Origin of the sequence: Caldivirga sp. (genome assembly GCF_023256255.1) — an archaeon.
In the GTDB taxonomy this organism is placed as follows: domain Archaea; phylum Thermoproteota; class Thermoprotei; order Thermoproteales; family Thermocladiaceae; genus Caldivirga.
Genome location: NZ_JAGDXD010000053.1, coordinates 1 through 13,145 on the forward strand (window position 1 = coordinate 1; position 13,145 = coordinate 13,145).

The window sequence follows — 13,145 nt, forward strand, 5'->3', positions numbered from 1 at the left end:
CCTGATCACCAGTAGAACCCCTATGATAAGCCATATACTGACCAAGATAAACACCCACAAGAAAAGAAGCAATATTAGCAGAAACAACAATAAACAAAGTCCAAGGTAAGTACCTGGCTATTAGGGTTAACACAGGTAAACCATATACCACTGACCAACCCCAGTCACCCCTGAAGGTGTTGACTAGGTACTTTAGGAAGCCTAGGGCTGGGTTACCGTGAATCATGAATGCGGATGCCCATTGAGTTATGTACTCGTAGTTGCCCCTACTCATTAATGCTGGTCCACTACCACCAGCTCCGCCACTACCCCCAAGCATGCCTAGTTGGGATAGTATGTAATTGATTGGGTTAACTGGCGCGTATTCGAAAAGTATATAGCTTATAAATAATGCAACTAACCAAGTGGCTACTGCTAATCCTATTCTTCTAATTAACCAATCAGTTCTCATAATTTATAAAATTGAACTGGTTTTATATGCTTTTTCCAGCTGTATACTGATCATGTATCCTTCACTGAACCCTTACCTCACTAATCTTAATGGGCCTACCCTCCCTCCATGACCTATAAGCCGCTGCAACCACCTCAAGGGCTCTTAAACCATCAAGTCCACTGGCCCTGGGTGTTAAATTATTCTCAACAACCCTAATGAAATCCTCAACCATGTTCCTATCAGCATCTGGGCCGAAGGATACCCAGTGGAAGCCCTTATTATCAGCCAGTGATATGTTTTGGTTAAAGGCATTTATGGTTAGTACACCGTGTTCGGTTAGAATCCTCATGTAGACGTCACCCCATATTGGCCATGTCTCATGCCTAGACCAACTTGAGTCTATGGATACTGGTGTGCCGTCACTTAGCTTAGCCAGTATTAGGGCGTTATCCTCAACCTTAAGTTCAGGCCTAATGTTCTTACCCACGAAGGCTGAGACTTCCTCAAACTCCTTACCAGTGAACCATCTTATTAAGTCCGCCACATGAACTATGTGATCCATCATTGCCCCACCACCGGCTAACTCAGGATCAACAAACCAGTCGAAGGGGCATGTGCCATGGTTAGTCGCTGTTATTGACTTAATACCCCCAAGTTCACTAACCCTATTTTTAGCCTCCACCACGGCGTCATGATACCTCATTACGAAGGCTACTTGAAGCTTAACGCCGCGCTTCTCAGCCTCATTAACCATTGTAACCGCGTCACTTACCATTGTCGTTATTGGCTTCTCAACAATAACGTGTACACCAGCCCTAATGAGGGGTAGAGCGTAGGTTATGTGCTTAGCATTCTCGGAGGCGACTATGGCTGCGTTGAAGCCGCCTTCAGCTAGTAACTTATCGAAGTCGTTGTAGACTGCCTTGGGTTTAAAGGCTTCCTGAACCCTCCTTAACCTATCTGAGTTATTGTCGAAGACCGCGACTAGGCTTGCCTTACCCTCAGCCTCAAGTTCCTTAATAGCCCTGGTGTAACTCCAAGCATGCATGTGGGCGTATGATACAACCGCAAACCTCAGCACCATGTTACCTCACCTCACCTGGGTTAACCACCCTACCCTCAGTAATACTCTTGTTTATTGATAATGCGAGCCTAAGCGCCTCAACAGCGTCACTAGGCTCTATGGGTGGCTTCACACCCTTGCTCACCCAGTTTAGGAAGGCAATCCACTCCAAGTAGTACGCGTTCTTCACCATTGGACTGTACCTATAGTATGAATTATCAACGTAAGCCTCAACGGTGGCTGTGGATTGATTATCAACAGTCATTAGGCCACCAGTGCCGGAGACCTCGAAGTAGGTTGTGAATGGGAAATTCCTGGGCATGGCCCATGAACCCTCAACGTAGGCTATTGCCCCATTATCAAACTCCAACGTGGCCATGAAGTGGTCTATTGATGTAGCAGAATCACTGGAGTAAATCCCCCCTATGGCGTAAACCCTCCTAACACTACCGAAGGTCCACCTTAAGTAATCCAGGTCATGGATACTCATGTCCACTGCAACCCCGCCGCTTAATTCCTGGAACCTGAACCAACGCCCTGGGTGTGAACTAAGTCTATAAGCCCTAATAACCCTAGGTTCACCAATCCTACCGGCCATTATTAGTTCCCTAGCTCTAACGTACTCGGGCCAGAACCTTAGGCAATGGGCCACCATTAGCTTAACGCCACTGGTTTCATGCATCTTAGCAATCTCCTCACCATCCCTGACCGTTAGGGCTATGGGCTTCTCAAGCATGACATCCTTACCTGCCTTAATAGCCTCCTCAGCCATGGCTCTATGCGTGTACGTTGGCGTAGCTACGAGTATAACGTCAACGTTAGGATCATTAATAACGCTCCTCCAGTCATCGGTAACTTTAGGTATCTTAAATCTCCTAGCTAGGAAGAGGGCGTCCTCGTACGGTATTCCAAATATTGAAGCCACTTCAACATCACTAATCATGCTCAAGACAGGTAAGTGAAGCTCCCTAGCTGCGAAACCAGAACCTAGAATACCAACCCTAATAACCATCGCTTAATGTGCTTTTCAAGGACTTATAAGTATTCTTATATATATTATAAGCCAGAAACTATATAGTAATTTTAGAATAATTAAAGCATAAAGTTGAGGTACTATGAAGAATTAGTTTCCTTTCTTCTACCATTAATCACCTCAATACCCTCAGCCTGTATCGGGAATGCGTACTCATCATACGCAACCTCACCGTGCATTTCACGATCCCCAATCCTCAACACCATTGACGATGCCTTAAGTGGCGTAATTCTACTGATTAGTTTAAGTATGAGGAAAGTCATTAAACCACTGTAGGCTACCACAACCAGCGCTGCAATTAATTGAATGAACAATTGATAGGCATTACCATATAATGCGCCAGCTAAGCCTGGAATTATGAACTTAGCTATATTAGGGTCAGCGAACATGCCCGTTAATATGCCGCCTAGGAAGCCTGGGACTGCGTGCGTTGAGAACACGCCTGTGGCGTCATCTATGTTTCTAAGGGGCTTAAGCCTATATTGAACCAGGTTTAAGGAGGCCCAGGCGGCTGCACCTGAGGCTAGGCCTATGATTAATGCTCCAAGTCCATTAACGTAACCAGCCGCTGGAGTAATGCCAACTAACCCAGCCACCGCGCCTGAGGCTGCCCCAGTTAAGCTTGGCCTATCGTAAACCACTACATCCAGTATAAGCCACGTTAATAGAGCCATGGCTGCGGCTAAATTAGTGTTTACTACGGCTATTGAGGCATCTATAGTAACCCCGTAGGGGTCACCACCATTGAAGCCATTCCAGCCAAGCCAAAGTAGGCCTAAGCCTGTTGCAACCTGGGTTAAATTATGCGGGCTCAGTTTCCTCTCATTATCCAGCCTGGGCCCAATCATCATGGCTGCAATTACTGCCGCAATGCCTGCATCTAAGTGTATTACATAGCCCCCTGAGAAGTCCACTGCACCTAGTTGGGCTAACCAACCACCACCCCAAAGCCAATACGCAATAGGCCCATAAACCAGCGTTGACCATAATGGCACAAAGAGCATCCAAGCCTTGAAATTCATCCTCTCTATCAACGCACCTACAATTAAGGCTGGGGTTATGGCTGCGAAGACGAATTGGAAGTAGACAAGAGTGGGGAGGGCTATGTTTGGTTGCTGTTGAGCTAATGGTACATCCGCCTGTGAGTCAAGCATTGAACTGGACAACACTGGAGCCGGCTTACCCAATATGCCGAATCCCTTAACGGCCAGTAGGGGTGGGCCGAAGGACATTTCATACTCGAACAGCATCCATAGTATTAACACCACTGAGAATGCGTAGAGCACCATCATCATGGTGTTTATGGCGTACTTCCTCCTGGTTAAGCCTCCGTAAAATAGCATTAGGCCAGGTATACTCATTAGGCCCACTAGGGTGGCTGCGGTCAGCATCCAAGCATTGCTACCTGTGTCAAGCCAACTGGGTACTGATGATGAGGGGTAGCCGCTTAACCATGGCTGCGGCTGAGCCTTGGCGATAAGGATTATTGAAGTAGATGCGTACAGAGCGAGGGTAACATAGGTAATATATATTATACGTCTTATTCTATTTATGGAATTTATTACTGAAGCCTGCATAAATAGTGTTTAGGAACACATTTATAAGCTTTACTAGTCAACCTAGCAGTTAACCCCATTATGAAATTGTTCAAATAGACTATTTATTCCCAGTAACACTTATTAACTAGCCTACTAGTTATGTTGCTAGAATGATGAATTGAACCCACACGTATTGGTGAAGACGCCTAAGTCGGCTGATTAACACGCCTGCATGCACCTTGGGTAACCCATAGTATAGCTGTCAACATTATGGATAATGCTAGTACTAATGCAGCTAAGGCTACTGTTAAAACCAAGCCTAGGTGGCTTACTGAGAAGCCTCCAAGTAAGTTACCTATAGCTATACCCACTGCTGTTGGTACATTGTATACACCCATTATTAACCCCTCAGACCCCTCCTTAACCCTGTATCCAACGTATGCGTATATTGATGGGACTAGGGCTGAGGCCAGGAAGGCTGAGGGGGCTAGGGGTATGATTGCGTATGTTATGTTTAATTCACCTGATGTAACTAAGTAGGCTACACATATAACTAGGGATAGGCCAAGTAGACCAGTTGTAATGGTTCTAGTGGCCCCTATTCTATCAGTCAATGAACCAAACACCATCATGCCAAGAGCTAGAATTAGCGCTGCTGAGACGTATATTAGGGCAACGTAGGCTCCACTAATGTTAAGGTGCTTAGTTAAGCCTGTGGGCAGAGTGAAGGCAATACCAAGCATAATCATTATGCCTAACCAAAGTGGAAGAAGCGTTAATTCACTAGGGCTTAGTCTTGGTCTAACAGGCGCCTTAACGCCACGTCCACCCTTAAGCGTTAAGGCAAGGGGGAGGGTTGCCAGAAATATCACCGCGGCAATTAGAATTGATGCCCTCGCTGCCTCAGCACTATTATTGATTATCCTTTGCATTAGGCCGCTTAAACCAATTCCTACAATGTACCCGGCAAAGTATGTTGAGAAGAAGCCTCCATAGCCCAAGCCTAATTTAACCCTTCTATACGTCATTAATGTTAATAATGGTACAGTCATTAATGCTGCGGCAATACCCATAAAACCATGCAACGCAGCTAACGTAACCCAATTAGCGCTTACCGTGAATAGGAGGGATGAAACGAACATTAGTAATACTCCAATTGAAACCAAGTGATTAACCTTAAACCTACCTACCGTTAAACCCACTGGTATTGAAACTAAGGCTTCGGCTATTGGGTAAGTAGATAATACTACACCAACCAGTGCCGTGAAGCGGCTTGGAATATAGTAAGGTATGGCTATCACCATTATGCCGTAGCCAATCCTTGACACTGTGTTAATCACGTAAACCTTACCATCACTCATACTACACTTTAAGGCAGGTTACCTTAACTTTTAAAAATGAACCGATAAAGCTAAGGGATACTTAACTAGCTGGGAATGAGGCAAGATATCCAATAATTTACTAATTCACTGCTTAACCCATAAAGTGAAGAATGAATTTTAATACGGCCTAATCTGATTCAGTAAAGCTTATTAATGCCTTGGCCTAAGGTTTAGCCGTGTCCATTAATCCGCCTACAGCAATGGTTAAGTCACCTAAGGATGGGAAGATTAAGCAGGGTAGAGGATTCTCAGTCACTGAAATTAAGGCAGTCAAATTAACCGTTAATGAAGCCAGGTTATTAGGCATACCTGTTGATACTAGGCGGAAATCAACCTGGGAGTGGAATATTAAGGCACTACAGGAATACATAAGTAAAGTAATCAATGTTACTGATGCCTCCCAGTTACCATTACCTTCAGTACCAAAGAGGATGGTGATAAAGCCCAAGAGGGGGATGGCTTTCAGGGGTGTTACACCAGCAGGTAGGAGGGCTAGGGGTCTCCTCAGCATTGGCTTAAGGGAGACTCATAAGTATAAGTGGAGGAGGAAGCAGAGGCAGCGTGAGTTGAAGCTTAGGCATGAGGTCGTATTCCGTAAGGGAGGCGCATAAGCAACCTCCCGCTGGTTAACCATACAATACTTAACCTTTAAGAAATGAGGCGCATGGGATTTAGGCAAAAAGAAACAGGCATCATTGGTTCATGGGCTGGAGAACTTGGTTTAAGGAGAATGTTTTATAACTGATCCGCTTACCTAGAGTTAACTAGTATGAGTGGTGATAAGGATCCTGAACTTGAGTTGATAAGGCTTAGGAAGTTAATGAACCTAATGGCCCAGCAGCCTAAGAAGAGCCCTGAGGAGAAGCCCATGGATGTGGTTAATGAGATTAAGGCAATAGTTAAGGGTGAAAGAGCTAATGAGATAATTGATAAAGCCATTGAAATGTATGGAGAAGCTGCATTATCTGTCTTTAGGCAGTTAATTAAACTGCGTAGGGGTGGGGCTATAGGTGAATTAACTGATGGTGAATTATACAGTATTTTAGAGAACGTAGGGTTACATGTTCCCATTGAAACTAGGGTTAGGATAGTAAGGCATGGTAAGGAGGAGAAAATTGGGGGAGATTAATCCTGTAGTGCGCATTCCCTCGTTAACCACAGTACGGGGGTTATTTTCATTTTAAAGCATGTTGTTATTCACTGTGAGTTATTGATACTACCTAAATAAACGTCAGAGGCATGGAGTTAAGTGGCCTTGGGTCAAGTTTAAAAGAGGCGGTGTGAACGGGGCCTAATGAAGAGGGTTATTAGGATTCAGACAAGTGGTGGTAAGGTGCCTCCACAGGCTATGCAGCAGATGCAGGGCGCTGGATTAAATGCACAGGAGGTTGTTAACCTAATAAATAATAAGATTAAGCAAGTGACCGCGCTTGGTTTTCAGAACCTTAACATTGAGGTTGAGTATGATGATTCCTCTAAGAAGGTGCTTAGGATTAACATTGATTACCCACCAATAACCGACATTATACTTAAGGTTGCTGGTAAGGATTCCCCCAGCCACCAGGCTGGTAAGGAGATAATAGGTGACGTACCCCTGGAGAAGCTGGCTGAAGTAGCCTTAATTAAGATTGAGGAATTAGGCAGTAAGTCCTTTAAGTCAGCCTTAAAGCAGGTAGTTAGCACATGCAGATCCATTGGATTAACCGTAAATGGTAAGGACCCTAAGGAAGTAATTAAGGAGATAGACCAGGGAGTCTATGATGAATTAATATCAAAGTACGAGAAGAACTCCAGTTAAGCCACTTAACTAATACTCCTTAACTCAAGCTTCATAAGCAACCTAGCCATATCAACCTGGGGTACTGCCTTCTCAATAATTGACCAGGTTCCCTTACCGACAACAACCACTACGAATATATCCTCATTAATGCTCCTTACCAGAGACTCAATGATCCCTTTACCGGATTCAGCGTTAAGCACTGGTAAGACCCCATTACCCACATTAGTAACTATAGGTAACCCCAACTCCTCACTTATGAGCAATGTCGCCTCCCTAACCCTCTCATCATTGACTAAAAATATGGCGCCACGCATAACTTGAGTTAAGCATAAAACCGTTGAAATGCATTACTCCCTAATGCCCCATAGCACCGTCCTAGGTATTGATAGGCCGATACTAGTGTGTGCAGTGCCGGTTAGGAGCATTAGCATGGTGAATCCACCGAGTGAATGCGAAGCTGTGGAATTAAGACTTGACTACATGGGTGGTGATCTTGAGGTTAAGTTAAATGAAGTAAGTGACTTAATTAAGGGATTACTAAGTAGGGTTAAGGTAATAGTAACGGTCAGGAACCCTGAGGAGGGTGGTGTTAATTGGGTTGACCCATCTTTGAAGCTTAAGGTCATTAGAATTGCCCATGAAAACGGTGCCCTAGTTGACGTTGAGGTTGAATTCGCGAGGAAGTACGCTAACTCTATTACATCATGGAGTGAAGTAATACTGTCTAGGCATGTCCTCAACAGTCGCTCCAACATTAGGAGTACTATCGCCAGTGATTACGCCTTAGCCAGCTCTATGAAGGCCTTAACTTATAAGGTAGCTACAATTAATACTGATGATTTACCAGCATTAGTGGAATTACTGGTTAAGGAGGGGGAAGTACCCGTAGCCATAGTGCCTATGCAGCCTATTCAGAGGGCTGCGGCAATAATGCTCGGCACGGCATTAATGTACTGTTCAATAGGTGATGGTACAGCACCAGGTCAATTAAGTGTTGAGGAGTGTATTAGGATTAAGAGGGAGAGAATTAGGCTAGTTAGTTCTTAGACGTAATCACTCCTATTAACCTCATTCAAAGCCTCCTCACCCTTAAGATACTTAACTAGGTTACTAACAGCCATGATTATGGCGTTCCTGGCAACGTCAGGTTGAGCCCCACCAGCAATATGTGGTGTACCTATGAAGTTAGGGAGATTAAGGAGCCCCGTTCTTGGGCTTAAGGACTCCCCTGAACCATAATCCCAAAACACATCGGTAGCGAACCTTAAACCACGCCTCCTAGTTAAGACATTGTATAAGTCCTCCTCCTTAACAATATCACCCCTAGCCACATTAACAACTATTGCACTTTCAGGGAGTAGGTTAAGCTCAGTCTCACCCAAAAGCCCCCTAGTGTATTTAGTTAAGGGTAATGCTATGACCATTACGTCAGCCCTCGGTAAAACACCCCTAAGCTCACTAATGGGGTGAACCTCATCAAAGTACTGAGCCAGCCTACCACTCCTATTAATGCCTATGGTATGCATACTGAAGGCTAACTTACCTATCCTAGCCACCTCACCCCCAATGCCTCCAGTTCCAAGAACCAGGAGGTTTCTCCCCGTTAATTGCCTTGGTGAGTAGGCTGGATCATTTAAGTATTGGCCTCTATCCATTAACCTTGAATGAGTACCCTTGGCTAAAGTTAATATGAGCGCCCAAGCATGTTCAGCCACAGGCACGGAGTAGGCTCCAGCATTACTGTATATCTTAACGTTACCTGGTATTGATGAGTAAGGTAAGTGATCCACCCCTGCTGAGAATGTTTGAATAACCTCGAGATTAGGCATATGCCTTACCCACCTGGTTAAGTCAAAGTCATTACCGCACCAACAGAGTAATGCATTAACCTCCCCAAGTAACTTAACTAACTCAGGCTCACTTAAGTTAGGTAACTCATAAACCTTAGCGTAGCCTGAGAGCATTAACTTAGCCTCTTCAGGAAGCCTTATCGTTGAGGCCACAACCTTAACCATGGGTTAGGCATCCTTGGGTTAGTAAAAATAATTAACTGAAGGCAGTACTTATGATATTTTGAGCACTACCCATGGCATTACGTTAAGTAACTTCATTCATTCTTAATCATTAAACATGCCGTATTGGGCAGAAAACCTTAAAAACAATGACACTTACTGATTAGATAGGGCCCGTAGCTCAGCACGGTAGAGCGGCGGGCTCCAGACCCGTAGGTCGGGGGTTCAAATCCCTCCGGGCCCACCAGACAACAATTTAATGGTTGATGACCCACTCGGTGTATTAAAATTTATATCGATATATTTAAATCCCTGGCCCCATATTATGCATGGTTGCATTGAGGAACTGTGAACTCTCGTTTCTTTCAATTTCATTCATAATTTCGTTATCATTACAATTAATGGGGGCATATCTAATACTATGGTTCTATAGCATGGGGCTGTCCCTTACGGGGATAGGTTTAATCACTTCAATATACATGGTTTTAACATTACCGGTTGATGTGTCATCCTCCGCATTTGCCGATAAGTATGGGAGACTTAAAATCCTCTCAATAGGTGCATTAATCTATGGCCTAGGGTTAATCAGCCTATCTGTCTCACCATCCCCAATTTTCATATTTTTATCCTATGGAGTCATGGGTATAGGGCTAGGTATCTACTCTAATACTCTAGAGGCGTGGATCGTTGACTCCCTGGATTCGCGTGAGAAGGTTGCTAAGGTTTTTTCAAGGCAACAGATGGTAAATGGGGTTGCTGGATTCTTGGGGAATATACTCGCTGGTGCCTTAGTGCTTTTGTACCATAGGCTAAATTTACCCATTCTAATAGCTGGACTCTTAATGCTACTAAGCTTACCTATTGCACTACTTAGTGAAGATAATAAGGAGGTAAAGATGGTAACGTTACCTACCCAAAGGATTGTGAAGGAGGCTGTGAGGTATGTGTTAGGTAAAGGGCAGCTGTTAGCATTATTAATCTCCTCAATTTTTACCGTATTTCCGCTAGTGGCGTGGATGCAGTTCGTTTCACCATATGTAGTAGATGTGTTGGGGTTTCCCCAGAGGTATTGGGGATTCATCCTATCAGCCTATTTTCTAACAGTAACCCTAGGTGGTTATATGAATGTGAAGTTACTGAAGAGGGTGAATAATAGGTTAATTGCCATATTTTCAGTATTATTGCTATCGCTTTTCGTATTAATGCTCTCAATTAGTAACCTGACTCTAATACTATTGCTCCTCTTCGGCTTGTCGTTAATTTACCCTATACGCTCATCCAGCATCATCTCGTGGGAGAATGAATTAATACCTAGCAATTACAGAGCCACAGCGCTCTCCACAATCTCAGTGGGGGCACTTTCATTAATAGGAGTTATACCATTGGTTATCGCGTATAAAGTTAGATAGCTTTAAATGATCCTAGGCTAAGGATCTAGACCCCACTTAGCCCACCAAGGAATGGAGCCTCACACCACCCTATATTAAGCATGTGTTGGTATTATAGCCTCATGCTAAGGATCATTACTGGGGAATTGCCCCAAACGAATAGAATATCAATCTCATGGGCGTGAGTGAAAAGGTATATATTACCTAGGCGTAACTAATGTGGAATGAGTGGTGAGGTAACTATACCAAGTATGTTGATTGAGGAGCTTAGGAGGAGGGGCCTTGACCCTGAGGATGTGGTACTGAACGCGTTAATTAATGTAATTCACCTAGACCCAAGTATCGTCGTCGAGGCTAGGCTTGAGTTGGCTGTTAAGTATCTCAATGAGGGTAGGGTTCTTATTGATAAGGACCCAGTACAGGCTAGTGAGAAGCTTTACAAGGCCGCCGAGGAGGCTGTTAAGGCATTGGCTCAGTATTATGGCTTGAGGGAAATCCTAGATGAGGTTAATGAGAAGGGTAGATGGACCGTAACCGAGCTTGAGAAGGCTATGGTGGAGATATCGAAGAGGCTAGGTGACTGGTTTACGCAATCCTGGGACACGGCATGGGCACTACACGTGTGGGGCTTTCATGAGGCGAAATTCGACGCTGAAGATGTGAGAATTAGGCTACCTTACATTGAGAGGATCGTGGAGGAGGCTAATAAGGTAGTGAAGGGCTTGGGTCAGAACTAGCCACCTTGGATAATCTTAATCCCCACGTTTGCTTCACCGTCTAATTTCATTCCACAGGGGATTATCTTATCCTTCATCCCTATTAATGGCTATACCACCTCAACTGCCTTGGATTTTAGGTATTCTCTAGCTTCATCCTCATAAACTATATGCAACTCCACTGGTGCGTCCCAGGGCAGTCCATAATTATCCATGGCCCTTACCAAAATATCCCTATATAACTTGACCCTATTAACCGCTATATCCCTTGGAATCACTATCAATATATCTATATCGCTAAGCACAGTGGCCCTATTCTCAGCGACACCACCGATTACGTAAACCCTAACCCCTGGTATCAAATCCCTGGCAGCCTTCATTATGGCTGTAGCATACTCCATCCATTTCCTTAAGTGCTCAAAGTGACTCCTAACCCAGCTTGACACGGTTAACTAAACCATCTAATAGCATTATTAAACTTTTAACAACCCTCAACACCGTTGATACATCATTAATATCGTAGCTTGATTCACCATACCTACTCTCAACGTAAGCCTCCTCAAGCATTATGAGTACATCTCTATTATCTGCAACAAAGTCCCTTAACTCACGGGCTAATTCACTGTATCCCTGCGCCTCAAGGTCCTTGGCCAATAAGTCCAGCAGCTCCCTGATTCCATGGCCCCTAACTTTAACGCCGAATAACTCAAAGTATGCGGCCTTTACGTATAGTTGAGTGGCTTGCTCTATTAGAAACATTGCTATATCATGATTATCAATGTTTTCAGCAATGCGTAATGCATCTAGCGCCCTGCTTTTTAACTTCCTGGAGTAAATACCGCTCATTACCATTAAATAGCCTGTTAACTTAAAAATGCTTAGTCTTCTCTGTTAGAAGTGTTGATGCTTATAGTCATGTTTCGTTATACTCCATTACGTATTCGTACGTCCTGCCGCTTATCAAACCCATTCTGTACAGTATTTCATAGCCTGTATAGTTGCCCTTAACTACCGCGATGTAGTCGTAGTGTATTGGGTACTGTAGCGGTATTGGGTATGTCCAATTCATTGGGGTTCTGACCCCTTCCCCGCCCTAAAAGGCGAGGCTTTAAGTACCGTATGTAAAACAGCCACATTTACATGAATGGTGACGGTAATCCATGACATTGGATAAGCAATCATCCAATCACCCCACTGGGTGGGGACCAACATCAGGCAGGAACCGCAAATGGTAAAACCATTAAAACACCCTGGAGCGTTTACGATAATGTGGTCTTTGGACCCACTGACCCCGGTTCGAATCTGGGCCCGCCAGAGAATGTTCTCAAAAATTGATTGTTTCTTTCGACTCGTTACATCTTAATGAGCCTATAGTTACGTTAGGCATAAATATCCCTGCGGTTTTATGGTTTCGTAGTTGACTGTAGCTGGATTTGGCTAGGATTAATAGGGGGCAGTGGCTTAAGGTTATTGATTACCTATTGAGGGTTAAGGGCCTGAGCCCTAGGTGTGCCCTGGTGTTACAAGTAATTTAATTAGCATGGTTAGGGCTTTAGTGATTATTTACTGTGCAGGGCATTGAAGCACCTATCCACTGAAGAGGCTGCTAAACTTCTTGGAAACTGCCTGAACTGGAACCAGCAGCCATATTACCTAGCCAGCCTAAAGGAGGATGGTGAGGACTACGTGCTTAAGCATATACAGCCTAAAGTCACTCCTAAAGGAGGTTCTTAGGCCAAGGGACCATACCTGGGGTTCAAGTTAGATTATTTGGTAAACCAAACTCATACAGAGGGAGAA

General features: G+C 44.3%; 15 protein-coding genes, 1 tRNA gene and 1 pseudogene. 7 read left to right on the forward strand and 10 right to left on the reverse strand.

Annotation, left to right across the window (positions count from 1 at the left end; all coding sequences use genetic code 11):
• The 5 genes and pseudogenes from Q0C29_RS08350 to Q0C29_RS08370 form a co-directional block, all read right to left on the reverse strand.
• Positions 1-451: pseudogene (locus Q0C29_RS08350) on the reverse strand (ABC transporter permease); the annotation flags it as partial.
• Between the two features lie 61 nt (positions 452-512).
• Positions 513-1,517: a Gfo/Idh/MocA family oxidoreductase gene (locus Q0C29_RS08355; RefSeq protein ID WP_292000204.1), complete on the reverse strand. Its 1,005-nt coding sequence runs from the start codon at positions 1,515-1,517 to the stop codon at positions 513-515.
• Between the two features lies 1 nt (position 1,518).
• Complete coding sequence (locus Q0C29_RS08360) at positions 1,519-2,508, reverse strand: Gfo/Idh/MocA family oxidoreductase (protein WP_292000205.1); 990 nt, start codon at positions 2,506-2,508, stop codon at positions 1,519-1,521.
• Positions 2,509-2,609: 101 nt separating this feature from the next.
• The gene (locus Q0C29_RS08365) at positions 2,610-4,106 is read right to left on the reverse strand and encodes an ammonium transporter (protein WP_292000206.1); all 1,497 of its coding nucleotides are present in this window, start codon (positions 4,104-4,106) and stop codon (positions 2,610-2,612) included.
• Positions 4,107-4,273: 167 nt separating this feature from the next.
• The gene (locus Q0C29_RS08370; RefSeq protein ID WP_292000207.1) at positions 4,274-5,428 is read right to left on the reverse strand and encodes an MFS transporter; all 1,155 of its coding nucleotides are present in this window, start codon (positions 5,426-5,428) and stop codon (positions 4,274-4,276) included.
• 197 nt (positions 5,429-5,625) lie between these two features.
• Between Q0C29_RS08370 and Q0C29_RS08375 the strand changes: the two genes are divergently transcribed.
• The 3 genes from Q0C29_RS08375 (at position 5,626) to Q0C29_RS08385 (ending at position 7,247) form a co-directional block, all read left to right on the forward strand.
• Complete coding sequence (locus tag Q0C29_RS08375) at positions 5,626-6,060, forward strand: ribosomal protein L13e (protein ID WP_292000208.1); 435 nt, start codon at positions 5,626-5,628, stop codon at positions 6,058-6,060.
• A 158-nt stretch (positions 6,061-6,218) separates the two neighbouring features.
• Positions 6,219-6,578, forward strand: a complete 360-nt coding sequence (locus Q0C29_RS08380) for a DNA-binding protein (RefSeq protein WP_292000209.1) — start codon at positions 6,219-6,221, stop codon at positions 6,576-6,578.
• A 165-nt stretch (positions 6,579-6,743) separates the two neighbouring features.
• Complete coding sequence (locus Q0C29_RS08385) at positions 6,744-7,247, forward strand: 50S ribosomal protein L11 (protein WP_292000210.1); 504 nt, start codon at positions 6,744-6,746, stop codon at positions 7,245-7,247.
• A 5-nt stretch (positions 7,248-7,252) separates the two neighbouring features.
• Here Q0C29_RS08385 and Q0C29_RS08390 read toward each other — a convergent pair whose 3' ends face one another.
• Positions 7,253-7,543 (reverse strand): hypothetical protein, encoded by a 291-nt coding sequence (locus Q0C29_RS08390; protein ID WP_292000211.1) that lies wholly within the window; start codon positions 7,541-7,543, stop codon positions 7,253-7,255.
• Positions 7,544-7,586: 43 nt separating this feature from the next.
• Here Q0C29_RS08390 and Q0C29_RS08395 point away from each other — a divergent pair, with 43 nt between their 5' ends.
• Positions 7,587-8,276, forward strand: a complete 690-nt coding sequence (locus Q0C29_RS08395) for a type I 3-dehydroquinate dehydratase (RefSeq protein ID WP_292000212.1) — start codon at positions 7,587-7,589, stop codon at positions 8,274-8,276.
• Here the strand turns inward: Q0C29_RS08395 and Q0C29_RS08400 are convergent.
• Complete coding sequence (locus Q0C29_RS08400; RefSeq protein ID WP_292000213.1) at positions 8,273-9,244, reverse strand: 2-hydroxyacid dehydrogenase; 972 nt, start codon at positions 9,242-9,244, stop codon at positions 8,273-8,275. The genes Q0C29_RS08395 and Q0C29_RS08400 overlap by 4 nt on opposite strands.
• A 167-nt stretch (positions 9,245-9,411) precedes the next feature.
• On the opposite strand from Q0C29_RS08400, the gene Q0C29_RS08405 reads away from it, so the two are divergent.
• From Q0C29_RS08405 to Q0C29_RS08415, 3 genes are all read left to right on the forward strand, one after another.
• Positions 9,412-9,488 (forward strand) — tRNA-Trp (locus tag Q0C29_RS08405).
• An 82-nt stretch (positions 9,489-9,570) separates the two neighbouring features.
• Positions 9,571-10,650, forward strand: coding sequence for an MFS transporter (locus Q0C29_RS08410; protein WP_292000214.1), 1,080 nt, complete (start codon positions 9,571-9,573; stop codon positions 10,648-10,650).
• A 203-nt stretch (positions 10,651-10,853) separates the two neighbouring features.
• On the forward strand, positions 10,854-11,366 hold the full coding sequence (locus Q0C29_RS08415) for a PaREP1 family protein (protein ID WP_292000215.1): 513 nt from the start codon (positions 10,854-10,856) through the stop codon (positions 11,364-11,366).
• Between the two features lie 89 nt (positions 11,367-11,455).
• Here the strand turns inward: Q0C29_RS08415 and Q0C29_RS08420 are convergent, their stop codons facing one another.
• The 3 genes from Q0C29_RS08420 to Q0C29_RS08430 form a co-directional block, all read right to left on the reverse strand.
• The gene (locus Q0C29_RS08420; protein WP_292000216.1) at positions 11,456-11,791 is read right to left on the reverse strand and encodes a nucleotidyltransferase domain-containing protein; all 336 of its coding nucleotides are present in this window, start codon (positions 11,789-11,791) and stop codon (positions 11,456-11,458) included.
• Positions 11,775-12,191 (reverse strand): HEPN domain-containing protein, encoded by a 417-nt coding sequence (locus Q0C29_RS08425; RefSeq protein WP_292000217.1) that lies wholly within the window; start codon positions 12,189-12,191, stop codon positions 11,775-11,777. Before Q0C29_RS08425 ends, Q0C29_RS08420 begins: the two co-directional genes overlap by 17 nt.
• A 67-nt stretch (positions 12,192-12,258) precedes the next feature.
• Positions 12,259-12,414, reverse strand: coding sequence for a hypothetical protein (locus tag Q0C29_RS08430; protein ID WP_292000218.1), 156 nt, complete (start codon positions 12,412-12,414; stop codon positions 12,259-12,261).
• Positions 12,415-13,145 lie beyond the last annotated feature (731 nt).

Bases quoted from the DNA above. Each gene is read 5' to 3' on its own strand.
- Q0C29_RS08355 (WP_292000204.1), bottom strand. From the start codon at position 1,517: ATGGTGCTGAGGTTTGCGGTTGTATCATACGCCCACATGCATGCTTGG.
- Q0C29_RS08360 (WP_292000205.1), bottom strand. From the start codon at position 2,508: ATGGTTATTAGGGTTGGTATTCTAGGTTCTGGTTTCGCAGCTAGGGAG.
- Q0C29_RS08365 (WP_292000206.1), bottom strand. From the start codon at position 4,106: ATGCAGGCTTCAGTAATAAATTCCATAAATAGAATAAGACGTATAATA.
- Q0C29_RS08370 (WP_292000207.1), bottom strand. From the start codon at position 5,428: ATGAGTGATGGTAAGGTTTACGTGATTAACACAGTGTCAAGGATTGGC.
- Q0C29_RS08380 (WP_292000209.1), top strand. From the start codon at position 6,219: ATGAGTGGTGATAAGGATCCTGAACTTGAGTTGATAAGGCTTAGGAAG.
- Q0C29_RS08385 (WP_292000210.1), top strand. From the start codon at position 6,744: ATGAAGAGGGTTATTAGGATTCAGACAAGTGGTGGTAAGGTGCCTCCA.
- Q0C29_RS08390 (WP_292000211.1), bottom strand. From the start codon at position 7,543: ATGCGTGGCGCCATATTTTTAGTCAATGATGAGAGGGTTAGGGAGGCG.
- Q0C29_RS08395 (WP_292000212.1), top strand. From the start codon at position 7,587: ATGCCCCATAGCACCGTCCTAGGTATTGATAGGCCGATACTAGTGTGT.
- Q0C29_RS08400 (WP_292000213.1), bottom strand. From the start codon at position 9,244: ATGGTTAAGGTTGTGGCCTCAACGATAAGGCTTCCTGAAGAGGCTAAG.
- Q0C29_RS08410 (WP_292000214.1), top strand. From the start codon at position 9,571: ATGGTTGCATTGAGGAACTGTGAACTCTCGTTTCTTTCAATTTCATTC.
- Q0C29_RS08415 (WP_292000215.1), top strand. From the start codon at position 10,854: ATGAGTGGTGAGGTAACTATACCAAGTATGTTGATTGAGGAGCTTAGG.
- Q0C29_RS08425 (WP_292000217.1), bottom strand. From the start codon at position 12,191: ATGAGCGGTATTTACTCCAGGAAGTTAAAAAGCAGGGCGCTAGATGCA.
- Q0C29_RS08430 (WP_292000218.1), bottom strand. From the start codon at position 12,414: ATGAATTGGACATACCCAATACCGCTACAGTACCCAATACACTACGAC.